Annotated in this window: 16 protein-coding genes; 7 read left to right on the top strand and 9 right to left on the bottom strand. The window is 69.8% G+C overall.

Annotation, left to right across the window (positions count from 1 at the left end; all coding sequences use genetic code 11):
- Nucleotides 1-313: 313 nt before the first annotated feature.
- From HHX35_RS19550 to HHX35_RS44650, 3 genes are all read left to right on the top strand, one after another.
- A complete protein-coding gene (locus HHX35_RS19550) occupies nucleotides 314-841 on the top strand; it encodes a hypothetical protein (RefSeq protein WP_182900196.1) in 528 nt (175 codons plus the stop codon).
- A gap of 152 nt (nucleotides 842-993) precedes the next feature.
- Nucleotides 994-1,485: a VOC family protein gene (locus HHX35_RS19545; RefSeq protein WP_182900195.1), complete on the top strand. Its 492-nt coding sequence runs from the start codon at nucleotides 994-996 to the stop codon at nucleotides 1,483-1,485.
- A gap of 59 nt (nucleotides 1,486-1,544) precedes the next feature.
- Nucleotides 1,545-2,381, top strand: a complete 837-nt coding sequence (locus tag HHX35_RS44650) for a MerR family transcriptional regulator (RefSeq protein ID WP_182900194.1) — start codon at nucleotides 1,545-1,547, stop codon at nucleotides 2,379-2,381.
- A gap of 39 nt (nucleotides 2,382-2,420) precedes the next feature.
- Here the strand turns inward: HHX35_RS44650 and HHX35_RS19535 are convergent, their stop codons facing one another.
- The gene (locus tag HHX35_RS19535; RefSeq protein WP_182900193.1) at nucleotides 2,421-2,663 is read right to left on the bottom strand and encodes a hypothetical protein; all 243 of its coding nucleotides are present in this window, start codon (nucleotides 2,661-2,663) and stop codon (nucleotides 2,421-2,423) included.
- Nucleotides 2,664-2,813: 150 nt separating this feature from the next.
- On the opposite strand from HHX35_RS19535, the gene HHX35_RS19530 reads away from it, so the two are divergent.
- Both HHX35_RS19530 and HHX35_RS19525 read left to right on the top strand, forming a co-directional pair.
- On the top strand, nucleotides 2,814-3,254 hold the full coding sequence (locus HHX35_RS19530; protein ID WP_182900192.1) for a cupin domain-containing protein: 441 nt from the start codon (nucleotides 2,814-2,816) through the stop codon (nucleotides 3,252-3,254).
- Complete coding sequence (locus HHX35_RS19525) at nucleotides 3,251-3,577, top strand: LuxR family transcriptional regulator (protein WP_182900191.1); 327 nt, start codon at nucleotides 3,251-3,253, stop codon at nucleotides 3,575-3,577. The genes HHX35_RS19530 and HHX35_RS19525 overlap by 4 nt, the downstream gene beginning before the upstream one ends.
- A gap of 273 nt (nucleotides 3,578-3,850) precedes the next feature.
- Here HHX35_RS19525 and HHX35_RS19520 read toward each other — a convergent pair whose 3' ends face one another.
- The 3 genes from HHX35_RS19520 to HHX35_RS19510 form a co-directional block, all read right to left on the bottom strand.
- Complete coding sequence (locus HHX35_RS19520; RefSeq protein ID WP_220505631.1) at nucleotides 3,851-4,846, bottom strand: ferritin-like protein; 996 nt, start codon at nucleotides 4,844-4,846, stop codon at nucleotides 3,851-3,853.
- Nucleotides 4,847-5,115: 269 nt separating this feature from the next.
- Nucleotides 5,116-6,363: a cytochrome P450 gene (locus HHX35_RS44645; RefSeq protein ID WP_310739177.1), complete on the bottom strand. Its 1,248-nt coding sequence runs from the start codon at nucleotides 6,361-6,363 to the stop codon at nucleotides 5,116-5,118.
- Nucleotides 6,364-6,455: 92 nt separating this feature from the next.
- Nucleotides 6,456-9,227, bottom strand: a complete 2,772-nt coding sequence (locus tag HHX35_RS19510; protein WP_182900189.1) for an AAA family ATPase — start codon at nucleotides 9,225-9,227, stop codon at nucleotides 6,456-6,458.
- Nucleotides 9,228-9,591: 364 nt separating this feature from the next.
- Here HHX35_RS19510 and HHX35_RS19505 point away from each other — a divergent pair, with 364 nt between their 5' ends.
- Nucleotides 9,592-10,251 (top strand): sigma-70 family RNA polymerase sigma factor, encoded by a 660-nt coding sequence (locus tag HHX35_RS19505; RefSeq protein WP_182900395.1) that lies wholly within the window; start codon nucleotides 9,592-9,594, stop codon nucleotides 10,249-10,251.
- A gap of 219 nt (nucleotides 10,252-10,470) precedes the next feature.
- Here HHX35_RS19505 and HHX35_RS19500 read toward each other — a convergent pair whose 3' ends face one another.
- From HHX35_RS19500 to HHX35_RS19480, 5 genes are all read right to left on the bottom strand, one after another.
- Complete coding sequence (locus HHX35_RS19500) at nucleotides 10,471-10,701, bottom strand: hypothetical protein (RefSeq protein WP_182900188.1); 231 nt, start codon at nucleotides 10,699-10,701, stop codon at nucleotides 10,471-10,473.
- A gap of 153 nt (nucleotides 10,702-10,854) precedes the next feature.
- Nucleotides 10,855-11,610, bottom strand: coding sequence for an SDR family oxidoreductase (locus tag HHX35_RS19495; RefSeq protein ID WP_182900187.1), 756 nt, complete (start codon nucleotides 11,608-11,610; stop codon nucleotides 10,855-10,857).
- A gap of 94 nt (nucleotides 11,611-11,704) precedes the next feature.
- Complete coding sequence (locus HHX35_RS19490) at nucleotides 11,705-12,961, bottom strand: low temperature requirement protein A (protein ID WP_220505630.1); 1,257 nt, start codon at nucleotides 12,959-12,961, stop codon at nucleotides 11,705-11,707.
- 140 nt (nucleotides 12,962-13,101) lie between these two features.
- Nucleotides 13,102-13,836 carry an SDR family oxidoreductase gene (locus HHX35_RS19485; protein ID WP_182900186.1) on the bottom strand — a complete coding sequence of 245 codons (735 nt, stop codon included), beginning with the start codon at nucleotides 13,834-13,836 and terminating at the stop codon, nucleotides 13,102-13,104.
- A gap of 75 nt (nucleotides 13,837-13,911) precedes the next feature.
- On the bottom strand, nucleotides 13,912-14,589 hold the full coding sequence (locus HHX35_RS19480; RefSeq protein ID WP_310739176.1) for a fumarylacetoacetate hydrolase family protein: 678 nt from the start codon (nucleotides 14,587-14,589) through the stop codon (nucleotides 13,912-13,914).
- Between the two features lie 627 nt (nucleotides 14,590-15,216).
- On the opposite strand from HHX35_RS19480, the gene HHX35_RS19475 reads away from it, so the two are divergent.
- Nucleotides 15,217-17,529 carry a glycoside hydrolase family 3 N-terminal domain-containing protein gene (locus tag HHX35_RS19475; protein WP_220505629.1) on the top strand — a complete coding sequence of 771 codons (2,313 nt, stop codon included), beginning with the start codon at nucleotides 15,217-15,219 and terminating at the stop codon, nucleotides 17,527-17,529.
- Nucleotides 17,530-17,565 lie beyond the last annotated feature (36 nt).

The following is a 17,565-nucleotide window of genomic DNA, read 5'->3' as shown; positions in this document are numbered from 1 at the left end:
CGTCTCGCGGCGTCTGAGAAGACGATGAACGGACCGGGGTGTCGTCTCATCGGATTCTCACGCGGGCTGAACATCGGATGAGACTTCGTCGCCCGGGCGGCTTCTTTCGCATTGGGTCGATCGTCGTACATGCGCCCGCTCTGAGCTGGCGTCATAAGAATGGCGTAAGCGGGCCGCCGTGGTCGTGCGGATATTTAAGAATAGTCTCGGCCGCGAAAAAGGCCGATACGTTCTTCGGTGAAGGCGAAATCCGGTGCGGGCACCCTCTTTGTCCATTGAAACCCGCGCCGGTGGTTTTCCCGAGGAGGAACCAATGCGTGCGAAAGTGACCGCCGGACTGCTGACCGCCACGGTCGGCGCCTGTGTGCTCGTCCCGACGGCGTCGGCCTTCGCGGCGACCGGTCAGCCGGGCGCCCCGCGACCCGTGGCCACCACGATCCCCAAGCAGGACCCGAAGCAGGACCCCAGGCCGGACACCAAGCAGGACCTCAAGCGGGATGACGGCGAGGAGGGCTCCCGCTCCGCCGCGGCCACCTCGCTGACCATCACCGCCTCGGCGAGTGAGGAGACGGCGAAGCGGTCCCGCAACGACCGGTTTGCCAAGCAGCTGACGCTCTCGGGCTCGCTGACCTCCGGCCGATCGGGCCTTGCCGCCCAGACCATCGCCGTCTACTTCCGCAAGGCCGGCTCCGCCCGCTACACGTACGTCACCTCGACGCGTACGGGGTCGCGCGGGCAGTACAGCCTGAAGGTGAACAGCGGCGGGACGGGCACATGGAAGGCCGCCTTCGCCGGCACGCCGGCCAAGCGGCAGAGCTCCGCCACGGTGAACGTCGCCTGACGTCCACGCCGATGACCGGGGGCGCGTTCCGAGGAGCGGGAACGCGCCCCCTCTTTTCCCCACCGGGTCGCGTCTCTGAGCGCCGCGGCCGCCGACACCGGCATGCGTCACTGCCTTGACCCTGACGCGGCAGGAGGCTCGACGATCAGGGCATGAGCGAGTACATCAGTCCCGTCCCCATGCCCGCGCTCGACGCGACCGCCCCCGAGATCTACCGGGATTACTACGGCATGCCGATGTTCGTCAGCATCCCCACCCGTGACCTCACGGCGTCGAAGGACTTCTGGACCCGCGGGCTCGGGTTCGTCGACCTGTTCTCCGTGCCGGATCGGCTGACCCATCTGCGCCGCTGGGCCTTCCAGGACGTCCTGCTCGTGCCCGCGGAACACGTGGGCGAGGTCCCGGCGATGAGTGTCAGCTTCGCCTGCGTCCTCAGCCAGATCGACCAGATCGCCGCCCGCTGCGAGGAACTCGTGCCGGGCTGCACCAGCGGGCCGAGGGAGATGCCGTGGAACTCCATCGAGCTGACGGTCGTCACGCCCGAGAACGCCCGGGTGGTGATGACGGCCGCTCAGCCGCTCGATCCGCACAGTGCGCGGGCGGACGACCTGCGAGCGATAGGCATCGAGATCCCGGCCGAGTGAGCACCCCGTACGCCCGCCTCAGGCCGTGTGCCTCCGGCGAGGTCGGCGATACTGGGCCGGTGACGAGCGACGCCGGCGAATGCCGACCGGTCACCACCGGACCGGACGGCTCCGACGGCCTCACCGTCGGCCGGGCCGCCGCGCTCGTCGGGGTCAGCGTGAAGACGCTGCACCACTGGGACGCGATCGGCCTCGTACGTCCGAGCGGGCGCACCCGGGCCGGATATCGCGTGTACTCGGCCGACGACGTCGCGCGGATCCACCGCGTCCTCGTCTACAGGGAGCTCGGGCTTCCGCTCGCCGAGATCGGCCGGATCCTCGACGACCCGGGCACCGACGCGCGCGACCATCTGCGGCGGCAGCGGATGCTGCTCGTGGAGCGCATCTCCCGCCTGCGGAAGATGGTCGGCGCGGTCGACCGCATGCTGGGTGCGTCGAACACCGCCATGCGATTGACCCCGGAGGAGCAGGTCGAGATCTTCGGCGACGACTGGCAGCCCGCCTGGGCCGACGAGGCCGAGGACCGCTGGGGTGACAGCGCGCAGTGGTCGCAGTACGTCGAGCGGGCCGGCGAGATGACCCAGAAGGACTGGAAGAGGATCGCGGCCGAGACCGATGCCCTGAACGCCGACCTCGCCGCGGCGAAACGCGCCGGCGTCACGCCCGGGTCCACCGGCGCGAACGCGCTCGCGGAGCGGCACCGCGCGTCGATGTCGAGGTATTTCGACTGCACGCACTCGATGCACGCCTGCATCGGGCGGATGTTCACCGCCGATCCCCGGTTCGCCGGCCATTACGACGCGGTCGAGCCGGGCCTGGCCGTCTGGCTACGCGACACGATCTGCGCGAATGCCGCGGCGCATGGCGTCGACCCGGAGTCCGCGACCTGGCGGTAGACCCGGGCGTCATGGAGCAGGTCGCGCAACGGTCCCGGATCACGCGCTGACGGCGAACCAGCCGGCGCCGGACAGGGCAGGCACAGGGCGGCGCGTCAGGCACGCGCAGTTGGCCCCCGAGCCCTGGGGCGGGCTCATCGCGTGAACGGCGTCGCCCAGCACGGTGACGTTGGAAGGTCCGCCGTCCAGCCCGGCCAGGAGAACCTGGCGCAGCACCATCCGGTCGACCGGAGCGCTGAAGGTCGCGGGGTCGCCCCCTGCCGACACGCCGTCGAACGTCACGCCGTGCAGTTCCCGCAGGCGCGCCGCGTGAACCTCCGGCGTTCACAACCAGCCTCGCCGAGGACCGCGTTGTCACGCATCGGGACGCTGTCTTGTCTGAGCTGGTGCACGGCCGGATCGAGCCGGCCACCGTCACGCGAAGGAAGCCCGATGAGCACCGATCACACCCACGTTCACCACCTTGAGAACCCCGACAAGAGCGGTCCGCCACCGAAGATCGACGTGGTCGGCACCGTGCCGGGGGCCCCGCCTGCGCCGGAGGGGGCCGAGGCGATGACGATCCTGGTCACGTTGCCGCCGAACAGCCCTGGCGCGCCGCCTCACCGGCACTCCGGGCCCGCGTTCGGTTTCGTGATCAAGGGAGCGATCGACTTCGAGCTCGAAGGCGAGCCCGCGCGGGTCGTCCGGGCCGGGGAGACGTTCTGGGAGCCCGGCGGGGACGTGATCCACTACCAGGACGGCAACCATCTCGCCGACGAGGAGTCGGCGTTCGTGGTGACGATGTTCTGCGCGCCCGGGCAGCCGATGTTGACCGTGGTCAGCCCGGAGGAGCTGGAAGCTCGGCGCGACCGTCGGGCGCCGCGGTCATGACCAAGGTCTCGCTGACCGCACTCGTCCGTGATCTGCTCGCACTCGCCCGCGAGGCGGACAGCGGTCGCAGCGCCACCACCGTCCACGGCGGGCACGACCGTTCGCTGCGGCAGACCGTGATGGCGTTGCGACAGGGCGAGCACATACACGAACACGAGCATCCGGGCGAGGTCACGGTGCACGTGCTGCACGGGCGGGTGCGGCTTGTCGCCGGGCCCGATTCGTGGGACGGGCTGCCCGGCGATCTGCTGGTCATGCCGGAACGCCGCCACCGCGTGGAGGCCGTACAGGATTGCGCGTTCCTGTTCACCACCACACGTTGAGAGCGAAGAAGGCGGGAACCGGTTCCGGTTCCCGCCTTCAGCCTTGGCGCACACCGGCCCTGCCGTGCCCGCGGCAATCCGCTCGCACTGCGGGAGCTGCCCCGGGCGCTGAGCCCGGCCGAGATCGCCGGCGGGTTCGCTCTCACCCGTGGTGGCAGCGTGCGCACCGCCGAGTATCACCTGCGCGGGTCTTCACGAAGCTCGGCATCAGGGGGCGCGCCGAGCTGAAGACCGCGCTCGCCGAGCTCGACTCCGAGCCTCGGCGGGACACGCTCATGAGCGTGACTCCGGCGGCACGTAGTCGAAGGTGGGGCCGGCCGTGGTGCCGTCCACATCGGGCATCAGCAACAGGGCGTCGGCCTGGGCCTTGAGCGCGTACATCGTGCCGACGGCGGCCCCGAGCAGTTTCGGGTCGCCGTCGAAGGCCTGCTCCAGCTGGTTCAGAAGCGTGCAGTAGGTGCTGTTGAACTCGTCCTGCGCGGTACGGATCGCGCTGCCCGGGGCGTGATCGGACAGCCGCGGGTTGGGCCGCATCGGGCGCACGGCGGCCAGGTTCACCGAGATCGTCTCGCCGGTCGGCCCGGATTGCGGGGTGTCGCCGCGACGGTAGCGCCGGCCGAGTTGGAGTTCCCGGAAGCGGTAGTAGTGGGCGACCTCGTCCCGATCGGGGTGGAAGATGTCCTGGTCTCCGTCCCAGACTTCGCCCCGGGCCGTACCCTCGCCCTGTTCGACGATCTCCTTCAGCGCCCCCAGCGCCGACTCCAGATCCTCCACTGCGAACAACCAGCCCGCGGTGTGCCGGAAATGGCTGCCGCTCACCTGGCGCGCGGGGTCGCCGCAGAAGACCTCCCGCTCGCCGAGCTGCTCGCACAGGTGGCGCAGTCCCTGTTCGACCGCGTCGTAGAACTGCCCGATCGTCTCGTAGCCGTCGCCCTCCGCCGGAGCGCCGGGTGGGGCCGGCTGTTCCAGTCGCAGGAACATCTCCAGGGACTCCGGGCCGAACGGGAGCAGCGACAGCTCCAGATCGCTGTGGGGCAGCCGCCGGGGATACGGCGCCAACATCTCCGGCATGTCGAGGCGCGGCCGGCCGCCGACGGCGTTGAGCAGGTTCGCGGCCAGCGCCAGATGCAGCATCTCCTCGGCGAAGACGCCGCCGACCACCTGCGCGGCCTCCGGATTGTGCTCCGGCTCCAGGGAGTACAGCGCGCACAGGTACGGCGGCAACGTCGCGTGTTCCAGCTCGACCGCCCACTGAAGGTGCTCACGCAAACTGTCGAGGGTGTCGATTGGCGCCGGTCCGGGAACAGCGACAGTCCCCTGCGGTTCCAGATCGTTCATTGAAGTCCTACCTCACTGGCAGAAGTGTGTCTGTGCGTGTGACGCAACCGGTCGCAGGCTAAGACCGGACAGCCGCCGGACGTGTGACAGCCGCAGGGAACTTCTTCACGACCCGTGAGCTCCGCGCCTGGCGGAAGGGAGCCGTCACGACTTCGCGCGCTGCCGTCGACCGGCCACCAGGCGCGCCCGGCCCGCCTCGGTCAGGCGCCTGCCGCCCCCGAGGTGACGTGCAGCGCGACCGGCCGAAGGACCAGACCATCGGTCCATGTCACCGACTCGGGCGAGGCGGTCAGGCGGAGAGCGGGTCGCCGGGTGACCAGGGCCCTGATCGCCTCGGTGAGCTCGACCCTGGCGAGACTGGCTGCCAGGCAGCGGTGCGGACCGTAACCGAATGCCACATGCGGGTTGGGAGGGTGTTCGGTGAAACGGTGGATGTCGAACCGGCCGGGCTCGGGAAACGCCTGCGGGTCGTGGTTGGCCGCGTTCAGGTTCGGCATGACGACGGTCCCCGCGCTCAGCGAGCCGCTCGGCAGGTCGGTGTCCTCGGTGACGCGGCGCATGAAGGCACTCGCGGGCGGTCCGTCGAAGCGCAGGATCTCCTCGACGGCGGTAGCCGTCAGGGCCGGGTCCGCGACCAGTTCGTCCCATTGGCTTGGGTGGAGGAGCAGCCGGAACACGCCACGGGCGATCATCGAGGCGGTCGTCTCGTAACCGGCCGTGATGAGAGAGAAGACGGTGTTGACGAGCTCGCCCTCCGACAGCCGGTCGCCGGAGTCCCTGGCCTGGATGAGCAGGTCGATGAGGTCCTCGCCGGGCGAGAGGCGATGCTGGGCCACCAGCTCCGCGGCGTAGGCCATGAAGTCGTTGTAGCTCTCGTAACGCGCCTGCTCGGTGGCCGTGGAGGTGGTCAGGAACATGTCCGTCCACTGGACGAACTGCTCGTAGTGGTCTATCGGCACGCCGAGCATTTCACAGATGACATGGGCCGGTAGCCGCAGCGCGTATCCCTGGACCACGTCGAAGCGGTCACCCAGGCCGTCGAGGAGTTTTCCGGCGATCGCCGCGATGCGGGGACGCCACGGTTCGATCTGGCGCGGGGTGAAGGTGCCCTGCATGATCCGGCGGTAGCGCGTGTGCTCCGGCGGATCCTGATTGATCAGCGCGTCCGGGTCGTCGTCGATGCCGACGCCGCTCACGAACCGCGGCAATCCCGGGAGGCGGAGATTGCGGCTGGATGCGGGCGAGGCCAGCAGGGCGCGGACGTCCTCGTACCGGACGGCCATCGGGACGCGGTCGCCGCTGGGCATGGTCGCTGGCTCCAGCGGCCCCGACTCGCGTCTTCGGGCGAACTCCGGTGGTGGCGTGGCAAGTGGCCCCGGCACGATATCCGGCTCAATATTGGGCCCGATATTCGGCTCAGTCCCGTTCGAATCCGGCTCGGTGGTCACTGCAACCCCTTCCGTCGGGGGCGCCCGGGGTGCGGCCTACGCGGAACGTACGAAATGTCGCACCGCCCGTCAACGGGCGAATCAGCGAGACCTCAGGCCGTGGCCCCGGTGCCCGCGAGCAGCGCGGTGCTGATCTGCCTGCGGGACGCGATGCCGAGCTTCGCGAAGACCTTGCGCAAGTGCCATTCGACGGTGTGCGGGCTGATGAAGAGCTGCGCGCCGATCTCGGGGTTCGTCAGCCCGTCACCGGCCAGGCGCGCGATCTGCGCTTCCTGGGCGGTGAGAGTGGCGCGCGTCTCGACGGTGCGCTTGCGTACCGTCTCGCCGGTGGCCTGGAGCTCACGCCGGGCGCGTTCCGCGAACGCCTCGGCCCCCATGTCGCTGAGCATCTCGTACGCGGTGCCCAGTTGCTCGCGTGCGTCGAGGCGGCGATTCTCCCGGCGCAGCCACTCGCCGTAGAGCAGCCGGGTGCGGGCGAGCGTCGTCCGGACCTCGGTCCGGCCGAGCCGCTCGATCGCCTCGCGGTAGAGAGTGTCGGCGTCGAATCCGTCGCTCACCTGGGCACGCGCGCACGCCGAGGTGCCCAGGGCCCAGTCGGTGCCACTGGCTCGTGCCATCTCGTCGAGTCGCCGGGCGGCTTCGGCGGCTCGGGCCGGTCTTCCGCTCCGGGCGGCGGCCTCGACGAGTTCGACCGTGGATCTGATGGCCGTCCCGCCAAGCTCCTGCGGGTGCTCGAAGGCTCGCTCGGCCGCGACGTACGCCTCCTCGTAGCGGCCGAGGCCGTTGCAGAGCACCGCGCTCGCCCATTGGGTGGCGGTCAGCACCTTGCCCTCCCCTTGAATGGCCGTGTCCCGCATGATCGCGTCGCTGACCTGACGTGTCGCGGCCTCCCGGCCTCTCCACGGCTCGAGTACCAGGGCCGCGTACTGGGCCAGGAAGCGGCTGCCCGTCACCTCACCGATCGTCGCCGCCTCGGCGACCAGCGCATCTGCCAGGGCGAACTCGCCGGCGAGGACCCTGTTCGACACGAGCATGTGGAGAGCCGAGGGCAGCACCGACAGCGCACCCGCCTCGCGTGCCAGGTCGACCAGCCTCGCGGAGAGCACGGACCAGTTGTCGAAGTCCCAGACGTTATGGGCCATGCGGGACGCGAACGGGAGCCAGCCCAGGCCCTCTTCCCTGGAGGCCCCCTCGGCACGGAAGGCGTCCAGGGCCCGCAGCACCATCGGCGCGCCCGCCGCGTAACCCTCGGTGAGCGCCACGGCCACACCGTTCAGGAGCAGATCGTTGCGCTCAGGCGGCGGCCCCGGCGGTGTGGCGAGCGTCGCCTTCGCGATGTCCACCACCTGAGCGCCGCTCGGCAGACGGCCCGCGTTCATGGCCACGTTCAACGCGTCACGGTAGGTCTCGCGGGCCAGCCCGGCGTCCAGCGGCGCCAGGCGCTTACCGGCTCTGAGCAGCAGGGGGAAGGCAGCGCCTGCGCTTCTGGAGGCGAACGCGATCCGACCGCGCAGCAGGCCGGCCTGGGCGAGTTCGCGTTCGTTCAGAGGGCTGAGCTCGGCCGCGTCCAGCAGTTCGAGCGCGGCGTCGTACGCACCGGCCCGATGTTTGGCGCGTGCCGCCGCCAATGCCCTGGCGCCGCGGCGTGCGGGATCGGGGGTCAGCTCGGCCGCCCGCTCGTGGAAGGCGGCCGCCGCGGCGACTCCGCCGCGCGCCTGCGCCCGGTCGGCCGAGCGCTCCAACTCGGCGGCCACCGTCTCGTCGGGGCCGGCCGCCGCGTTGGCGAGATGCCACGCCCGGCGGTCGGGATCCGATTGGGGATCGGTCGCGTCGGCCAGCGCGCGGTGGACGTCCTGCCGGTCCTGCGGGGCCGCGACGCGGTAGGCCGCCGAACGCAGGAGGGGATGGCGGAAACGCACCCGGGTCCCGATGGTGATCAGCCCCGCCGCTTCGGCCGGCGATGCGGCGGCCGCGTCGATGCCCAGCAACTCGGCCGCGTGAGTCAGTAAGGTCACATCGCCGACCGGCTCGGCCGCCGCGATGAGCAGCAGCCGCTGCGTCTCGGCCGGCAACGACTGGACCCGCCGCAGGAAGCTCTGCTCGATCTGGCTCGCCAGCGGCCGCGCGTCGGGCCGCCCAAATCCACCCGCCAGCTCCGCCGGCGTCAATCCCCGGGGCATTTCGAGCAGGGCCAGCGGGTTTCCCTGCGTCTCGGCGACGATCCGGTCCCTGACCTGCTCGTCGAGTCGTCCAGGAGTCACGGAGTCGAGCAGAGCGCGGGCGTCGCTGTCGCTCAACCGTCCTACGTCGAGCTGCGGCAGCCCTCTCAGCTCTTGTCCGAGGTGGAGCTCGCGCACCGCGAGCACCAGCCCGATCGGCTCCGCGAGCAGGCGTCGCGCGACGAAGGCGAGGGTCTGCGCGGAGACTTCGTCCAGCCACTGGGCGTCATCGACGAGACAGATCAGCGGCCCTTTCCCTGCCACTTCGGCGAGCAGGTTGAGCACCGCGAGCCCGACCAGGAAGCGGTCCGGCGGAGGTCCCGCGCTCAGGCCGAACGCCGTGCCGAGCGCGTCGCGTTGCGGGCCCGGCAGGTGACCGAGGTGATCGAGGAACGGGGCACACAGCTGGTGCAGGCCGCCGAAGGCCAGCTCCATCTCGGACTCGACGCCCGCCGCTCTGGCCGTCCGGCAGCCGGACGCGCTGCTCCGCGCGTACTCCAGCAGCGCCGTCTTGCCGATGCCGGCCTCGCCGCGCAGGACCAGGACCGAGCTGTGGCCGGCTTGCACCGTCGACACGAGCTGGTCCAGGGTCTCGCACTCGATCTGCCGCCCACGAAGCGGCGGATCGAAACCTTTGCTTGCCATGGGCACCGCCCCGCCGCCCCCTTCACCCGTTGACCGTCGACCGCCGAATGTAGGAGGCTACCGGCGCTACCCCTCGGATCGACGCGCAGCCTACCTTTCCGGTGTCAACCCGGCAATTAACCCCGGCCTGGTCATTATTCGCGGTTGGGGTGATCCTGCCTGCGATGACCAGCGCGACGACCCCGGTGCGAAGCGGCTCGCGCCGATCCCCGCGTGCCTACCACGGGGCCCCTAGGCGCCCGCGGCACCCGGACCAGGGTGTCGACCACGCTCTCTCCAGGGCGCGATGAAAGGACCCCGGACGCGACCGTGATCACAGCGGCATCGCCGGATGCCGCGTGTGAACGGAGCCGAGGTCGTGACCATGAACCTGTTGGAGTCGCACAGAGACCACGCGGAGCGGACCGGCCAAGGATCGATCGGAGGACGGGACGGAGCCGCTTCGGCGTTCGTCGACGTCGCGCCCCGGCTCTTCGCGATCGGCCTGCGCGTCCTGCACGACGTGGGCGAGGCCGAGGACGTGGTGCAGGAGACGTGGCTGCGCTGGGCCCGCGCGGACCGCTCGATCGTCGTCGATCCGCCCGCGTTCCTCGCGCTGACCGCCACCAGGCTCGCCCTCAACGTCGCCCAGTCCGCCCGCAGGCGCCGCGAGACGCCCGCCGGCCCCTGGTTGCCCGAGCCGACGGACCACTCCGCCGGCCCCGAGACGGCGGCCGAGCGACACGAGGCGGTCGACGCCGCGATCCGGTTGCTGCTGGAGAGACTGACCCCCGCCGAACGGGCGGTCTATCTCCTGCGCGTGGCCTTCGACTACCCCCACCGCCGGATCTCCGAGATCCTCGGCCTGAACGAAGACCACGCGCGGCAACTCGTACGACGTGCCCGCCACCACCTCGCCGGCGAGCGGCGCAACCCGGTGAGCACCACCGGGCACCGGCGCCTCGTACGGACGTTCCTCTCCGCCGCGCAGACCGGCGACCTCGCCGAACTGGAGGAACTGCTCGCCGCCGGCGTCGCCTCCTAGGGAGTGTCTGACAAGTGCTGCCCGTCGCGAGCGTGGATCCAGGTGGATGCATCGCAAGGCGGAGGAGGAGCCGATAACAGCGTTATCGGCGACGACGACCCCGGGCCCCGCGGAAATCCTGAGCCTGCGAGGGATTTTCGTGGGTGGGGCAACGCAGCGAGGCGCCGCCTGGGCCACGCGCAGCAGGGCCATGATTTGTCAGACACGACCTAGGCCGCTCTACTCGGCGGGATCGCCGGGCCGGGGGTCGTCTTCCAGCACCTCGACCGCGGCGAGCAGCCCTCGCAGGCCGATCTCCTCGCGTTCGGCGTCCGTCGGGTCGAACAGCCAGTCGGTGACCGGCAGGCCGGCGGCGTCCTCCGGACGGCTGGACTCGACCCGGATCACCTCCGCCTCGACCTCGATTTCGAGCTCGTGCAGAAATTCGGTCTCGTCGTTTCGAGCGGTCATCGTTCCTCTCTCCGTGTCGTGTGCGGATGACTCGGCCGGGGGGCGGGACGCGATGACCGCGGCGGCCGGGACAGCGGTGCGGCCGGGACAGCGGCGTGGCCGGTGATCGCGGTCATCGCGTGCGCGCCCTCAGGGATGAACGGCCTCGCCGGCCTACTTGTCGCTGGCGGTGCGGCCGAGCCAGTCGTGGTAGCGGATCGTGCCGAGGGTGGCGTCGCCGATCGGAACGAGCGACCGCTCGCTCAGCTCGCTGCCGAAATAACGCGCGTGCGGGTCGGTGACCACCTCGCGCGGGTCGCCCCAGGCGGCCAGCGCCTGCCGGAAGAACTCGTCCATCCGGGACTGCTCGGGCCCGGCTATCTCGACCCTGCCGTTCAGCGGCGACCCCACCGCGGTCCGGCCGACCGCCTGGGCGACATCGTCGCCCGCGATGGGCTGGAAGAGCACGGGCGGCATGTGCACCTTGCCGTCCACCATGGCGTCGTCCGCGATGCCGCGGGCGAACTCGAAGAACTGGGTCGAGTGCACGAGCGAGAACGGGATCCCCGACTTCTCGATCAGCTGTTCCTGGGCGATCTTCGCCGCGAAGTAGCCGTTCTCCGGCATCCGCTCCGTTCCCACGATCGACACCGCGACGTGGTGACCCACGCCCGCCTCCGCCTCCGCCGCGAGCAGGTTGCCCGTGGAGGTCTCGAAGAACTTCAGCACCGCGGTCCTCTCGAACGACGGCGAGTTCGACACGTCGACCACCACCTGCGCGCCCGCCAGCACCTCGGCCAGCCCTTCGCCGGTCAGCGTGTTGACGCCGGTGTTCGGCGACGCCGCGACCGCCTCGTGACCGTGCTCGCCCAGCTTCTTCACCAGCTTCGACCCGATCAGGCCGGTGCCGCCGATTACCACGATCTTCATCGCGCTCTCTTTCTGTCCGCCGGGCCACCTCGTTGCCGCCCGGTCGCCAGCTAAGACCGGACAGCCTCCGGGGTTGTGACGGCAGCCGCGAAGTTCACGTCAACTCGTCACCGGTCACGTGGGACGGGTCATGACGACGTGCTCCCGTGCGGGCCCCGGCGGCCGCCGACCAGATCGTGACGGCGACCAGCAGAACGCAGACGGCCGCGATCGCCGCGACCGTGCCGGCCACGCCGACCCAGGGCGTCGCGAGCGGCAGTGACAAGACGATGACGACGCACGCCAGAACCGCGGCGGGGAAAATGACGGGCTCTGTGACGACGAGCACGTGCACCGCCCACAGCAGGGCGAGATACACCCCTACCGGGACGGCGACCGCGTAGCCGAGCGCCGGCGACGACGCCACGACGTCGTGCCCGCTCTTCTCCACCGCCACCTCGAGCCCGGAGCCGAGGGCTGCCAGAGCTGCGAAAATTCCATAGTGGCCGTATCCCCACAGGTAGGACCGATGACGGCGATCGCTGAGACCGTCCCCGGCGGGTCCGAGGAAATACAGCCACCAAAGAGCGAACAGCAGGGTGAGACCGGCGCCGGCGATCACGACGAAGGGACCGCCGACCTCGCCCGTCTCGAGCGCTCTTCCGACCCCTCTGCTCGCGGCCAGCACGCTCTCACCGAGCAGGATGATCGTGAACAGGCCGTAGCGCTCGGCGATGTGGTGCGGGTGCCAGTTGGTGGCCCTGGCCCGCTCCGCCCACCGCGGCACCGCGAGTTCCAGGACGGCCAGGCAGACGAAGAACGGCAGACCGAAGGACGAGGGCAGGACTCCCGTCTCCACGAGGACGAGCCGCGACAGCCAGCCCAACTGCAGGAAGCCGATGCCGCCGGCGTAGCGGAACGCGGTGCGGCGCCCCGCCGGATCTTCGAGACCGGCCCGCAGCCATTGGGCGACGAGCCCGATTCTCATGATGAGGTAGCCCAGCGTGATGACCCCGTAGGCGGAGTGGCTCGCCGCGGCGGGCACGCCGGCGGCGAGGACCAGCACACCGGCCATCTGCACCATGGTCAGCAACCGGTAGGCGACGTCGTCGGTGTCGTAGGACGAGGCGAACCACGTGAAGTTCATCCACGCCCACCAGATCGCGAAGAACACCTGAAGGAACGGCACCAGCCCGGCCAGGCCGTGACCGCCGGCGATGTCGTGCGCGAACTGCGCGGTGGCGGCCGCGACCGCGACCACGAAGGTGAGATCGAACAACAGTTCGAGCTGACTCGAAACGCGGTGCGGCTCATCGATGGCACGGGCGCTCATCCGGACCCGGATCCGGATCGTGGTGCCTGCTGGTGGCAAGGTCCTGCTCCTGTCGCTGTCCAACGTACGGTCCGCTCCGAAGACAGGGCAGAGTTTAGGTCTGTGACAACGCGGCACCGGACTCGCACGCTCGCGGCTGGAGGAATGCGCGGAACGGGCGCCGGCGGGGTGCCGGCCGGTCAGCGCGCGAGCCACTCCCGATAGGTGGTCCTGGCGATGACGGCGCCGTCCTTGGCGACGAGGGCGGAGCCCGAGGCGGCGGCGTACATGCCGGCGCTGTCGTCGGTGACGACGGCGCGGTGGTCGCCGCGGGCGGTCAGGGTGATCCTGCCCAGCTCGTCGAGCGCGAAGACCTCGGGGCCCGCGATGTTCAGGGTGCCGCGCAGCGGGACGCCCACGCTGACGTCGGCCACGGCCTGGGCGACGTCGTCCGCGGCGATGGGCTGCATGAGGGTGGCGGGCAGGCGGACGGTGTGCTCGTCGGACGTCCAGGACAGCACCGTGTCGACGAACTCGAAGAACTGCGTGGAACGCACGATCGAGTACGGCACGGGGCCTGCCTTGAGCAGGTCCTCCTGCAGCACCTTCGCACGGTAGTAGACCGAGCCGGGCACCAGGTCGGCGCCGACGATCGACAGGATGACCGCGTGGCCGACGCCCGCCGCCTCGGCACCGGCCAGCAGGTTGTCCATCGTCTTCTGGAAGAAGGCGGGCGAGGCGTCGTCGAAGGTCCGCGGCTTCGTCAGGTTGACGACGACGTCGGCGCCCGCCAGCGCCTCGGACAGGCCCCGCCCGCTGAGCAGGTCCACTCCGGTGGACGTCGAGTGCGGCACCGCCTCGTGCCCACGCGCGCTCAGGACATTGACCAGCCGGGATCCGATGAGGCCGGTTCCCCCGATGGCAGCGATCTTCATTTCCTGGCCTTCCTGGCTCTCGGACACGACGATACGCACCGGCTCCCCTTCTTCCCGGAAGCGATCACCCCGGAGTCACGGGGTCGTCAGGAAGCGGAAGTGGTCCTTGCCTACGACAACCGGATTGTGGAGCTCACCGATCTCGTCGATCGTCACGCTGATCAGGTCGTCCGCATGGAGCCGGAAGTCGAGATCGGGCACGATGCCGGTCCCGGTGGAGAGCACGACCCCGTGGGGATGGTTCTCCGAGTGGAACAGATAGGCGGTCAGCTGGCTGAACGGGCGACGGATCTGCCTGGTGGAGGTCGTGCCGTCCCAGATGACGGCGCCCTTGCGCGTAACCGTCAGGCGGATGGTGAGGTCGGAGGCGTCGACCTCCCACGCGGGCCTGATACCGGGGGAGAGGGCGCAGGCGCCGGCGTACAGCTTGGCCTGCGGTAAGTAGAGCGGGTTCTCGCCCTCGACCGATCGTGAGCTCATGTCATTGCAGACGACGTAGCCGACGATCTCCTCGAAGCGGTTCACCACAAGAGCCAGCTCGGGCTCGGGAACGTTGAGCTCCGAGTCGGAGCGGATGCCGACGGGTTCGCCGTCGACGACCACCCGCCAGGCGGGCGACTTGAAGAACAGTTCGGGACGCTCGGCGTCGTAGACCAGCTCGTAGACCGACTTGAGGGCGCTCTCCTCCACCCGGGCATCCCGGGAGCGCAGGTAGGTCACGCCCGAGGCCCACACCTCCGTGGCGCCGTCCACGGGGGCGAGCAGACGCACCTCGCTGAGCGAGCAGGCAGGGGCGGCGTCGGCACAAATCCCTTCGATTTCCTCTTTCCGATGTTGAAGGAGCTCGAACATACCGGCGACCGGCAGGGCGGACAGGACGCCGTCATTCACCACCCCGATGCGTGGGTGGGGGTCGTTATGCCGCTGGTATCGCACGATGTGCACTCGATTTCCCCTTTGTCGTGAAGTGATGGGCGTCAGGCGCAGAGGTGCCGGCGGTTCATTCAGCCGAACGGCCGGCCTGGCAGCTGTGGTGCGGGCTATGGACAAACCGGACGTGATCGGCGACGGTTGCATCGTAAACGTTACCGATTACGTTTACGCAAGGGCCGGACGCATGTGATGGACGTCGCCAGGGGCCGGTGGTGAGGCCCGGACGCCGTCGTCCCGGCGCGCTTGACGGCGCATCTGGGGAATCGGCGGCGACGAGGCAGGGACCGGGGCGAGGTGATCTGGCCTGGTCTGTTCAGAGGCGACTGGCGATGTCATCGATGACGCCGGAAATGGGGCTGCAGTGGTGATTGGGGTGATCGAGTGACCACGGTGAGACGGGAATCCGAAGCGATTTACATCGATCCGGCCGCGCCTGTAGGGGAGCGCGTGGCGGATCTGCTGGCCCGGATGACCCGGGAGGAGAAGCTCGCGCAGTTGGGGAGCGCTTGGGCGTTCTCACTGATCGAGGGCGGCCACTACTCGGCGGAGCGGGCGCGGACGGTCCTTCGGCACGGCTTGGGGCACGTGACTCGCGTCGCGGGGGCCACCAGCCTGAAGGCGGCACAGGTGGCGCGGGTGGCGAATGCGATCCAGCGCTTTCTGGTGACCGAGACCCGGCTGGGGATTCCCGCGATCGTGCACGAGGAAGTGTGCTCCGGGGTGATGGCACGGGAGGCGACCGTCTTCCCGCAGGCGATCGGCGTCGCGAGCACCTGGGAGCCGGAACTCAACCGGCTGCTTGCGGATGCCGTTCGCACGCAGATGCGCGCGATGGGAAGTCATCAGGGGCTCTCACCGGTGCTGGACGTGGTGCGGGACCCGCGGTGGGGCCGGACGGAGGAGACCTACGGGGAGGACCCCTACCTGGTGGCCCGCATGGGCGCGGCGTTCGTCCGTGGCCTCCAGGGCGATTCTCTGGCGGAGGGCGTCATCGCGACGGCCAAGCACTTCGTCGGGTACGGGGCGTCCGAGGGGGGGTTGAACTGGGCGCCGGCGCATCTGCCGCCTCGTCTGCTGCGGGAGGTGTATCTGTATCCGTTCGAGACGGCGGTCCGCGAGGCGGGCCTTCAGTCGGTGATGGCCGGCTACCACGAGCTGGACGGCATTCCCTGCCACGCCAACGGTGAGCTCCTCAGCGATGTCCTCCGTGGGGAGTGGGGCTTCACCGGCACCGTCGTGTCGGACTACTTCGCCGTCGACGATCTCCACTCGTATCACCACTTCGCGCAGGACAAGCGGCGGGCGGCGATTCTGGCACTCACCGCGGGTACCGACGTCGAACTGCCGGCGACGGATGCGTACGCGGATCCCCTGGCGGACGCCCTGGAAGTCGGCGAGGTCGGCGAAGGGGAACTGGACGAAGCGGTTTCACGGGTTCTCCGGCACAAGTTCGAGCTCGGCCTGTTCGAGAACCCTTACGTCGACGAGGCCGCGGTCGCGGTGACGGTGAACGCCGAGCGGCACCAGGAGGTGGCGCTCGAGATAGCTCGGCGCAGCCTCGTCCTGCTCAAGAACGACGGCGTCCTGCCGCTGCGACCGGGCGCCGGAACGGTCGCTCTCATCGGGCCGAACGCCGACGACGCGCGGCACCTGCTCGGTGACTACTCCTTCGCGGCTCATGTCGAGTCGTTGATGCAGGCGCGCGAGCGGCAGGGCCTGCTCGGCCAGATGATGACGATCCCGGACGACCTTGAGATCGAGGAGAGTACGGAGGGGCTGCCTTCGGTGCGTGACGCGCTCATGGCCCGCCTGGGGGATCGGGTGCGTTACGCGCGTGGCTGCGACGTGATCGACACGTCGAAGGACGGTTTCGACGAGGCGGTCGCGGCCGCCGCTGCGGCCGACGTCGCGGTGCTGGTTCTGGGGGATCGTTCGGGGCTGACGACCCAGGCCACCACGGGAGAGTCGCGGGACCGATCCAGCCTGGAGCTTCCCGGTGTCCAGGAGGACCTGGTCCGTGCCGTCGTCGCCACCGGCACCCCCGTGGTGGCGGTGCTCGTCGCCGGTCGCCCGGTCGGCGGCGACTTCCTGCACGAGGAATGCGCCGCGGTGCTGATGGCCTGGCTGCCCGGGCAGACCGGGGCACAGGCGATCGCCGAGGTGCTGCTCGGCGAGGTGAACCCGAGCGGGAAGCTGCCCATCTCCTACCCGCGCTCCGTGGGCCAGATACCCGTCTTCTACGGGCACAAGGTGTCCGGCGGACGGTCACACTGGCACGGCGACTACGTCGACTCGCCCGTCAGCCCGCGCTACTGCTTCGGTCACGGTCTCGGATACGCCCCGTTCGTCATCGAACAGGCCACGCTGGACCGGACCGAAGTGACCGCCGGGGAGGGCGTCGCGGTGGAGGTCACCGTGGCCAACACCGGTGATCGAGCCGGTGAGGAAGTCGTCCAGCTCTATATTCGTGACCCCGAGGCCACGGTCACCCGGCCCGTGCTCGAGTTGAAGGGTTTCGCCCGTGTGTCCGTCGCTCCCGGGCGGCGCGCGGCCGTACGTTTCCACGTGCCTACGGGCCAACTCGGCTTCTACGGCCGAGATATGACCTACACGGTAGAAACCGGGCATATCGATGTTTACGTCGGATTCTCCTCCGACGCTCACACCCACGTGGGTGCGTTCACCGTCACGGGCGACGCCGACCGGCCGCAGGTCCAGAAGGTCTACACGGGCACGGCCGGTGTCGGTGAGCTGCCATGACAACCTCACGGCGCCCGCTGGGATGGAGACCGGTAA

The organism is Microbispora sp. H10830 (assembly GCF_014161375.1).
Classification (GTDB): Bacteria; Actinomycetota; Actinomycetes; order Streptosporangiales; family Streptosporangiaceae; genus Microbispora; species Microbispora catharanthi.
Note: the sequence above shows the minus strand (reverse complement) of the source record. Positions and strands in the feature narration are given on the sequence as shown.

Bases quoted from the DNA above. Each gene is read 5' to 3' on its own strand.
- HHX35_RS19505 (WP_182900395.1), top strand. From the start codon at position 9,592: ATGAACCTGTTGGAGTCGCACAGAGACCACGCGGAGCGGACCGGCCAA.
- HHX35_RS19525 (WP_182900191.1), top strand. From the start codon at position 3,251: ATGACCAAGGTCTCGCTGACCGCACTCGTCCGTGATCTGCTCGCACTC.
- HHX35_RS19495 (WP_182900187.1), bottom strand. From the start codon at position 11,610: ATGAAGATCGTGGTAATCGGCGGCACCGGCCTGATCGGGTCGAAGCTG.
- HHX35_RS19550 (WP_182900196.1), top strand. From the start codon at position 314: ATGCGTGCGAAAGTGACCGCCGGACTGCTGACCGCCACGGTCGGCGCC.
- HHX35_RS19545 (WP_182900195.1), top strand. From the start codon at position 994: ATGAGCGAGTACATCAGTCCCGTCCCCATGCCCGCGCTCGACGCGACC.
- HHX35_RS19510 (WP_182900189.1), bottom strand. From the start codon at position 9,227: ATGGCAAGCAAAGGTTTCGATCCGCCGCTTCGTGGGCGGCAGATCGAG.
- HHX35_RS19530 (WP_182900192.1), top strand. From the start codon at position 2,814: ATGAGCACCGATCACACCCACGTTCACCACCTTGAGAACCCCGACAAG.
- HHX35_RS19485 (WP_182900186.1), bottom strand. From the start codon at position 13,836: ATGAAGATCGCTGCCATCGGGGGAACCGGCCTCATCGGATCCCGGCTG.
- HHX35_RS19500 (WP_182900188.1), bottom strand. From the start codon at position 10,701: ATGACCGCTCGAAACGACGAGACCGAATTTCTGCACGAGCTCGAAATC.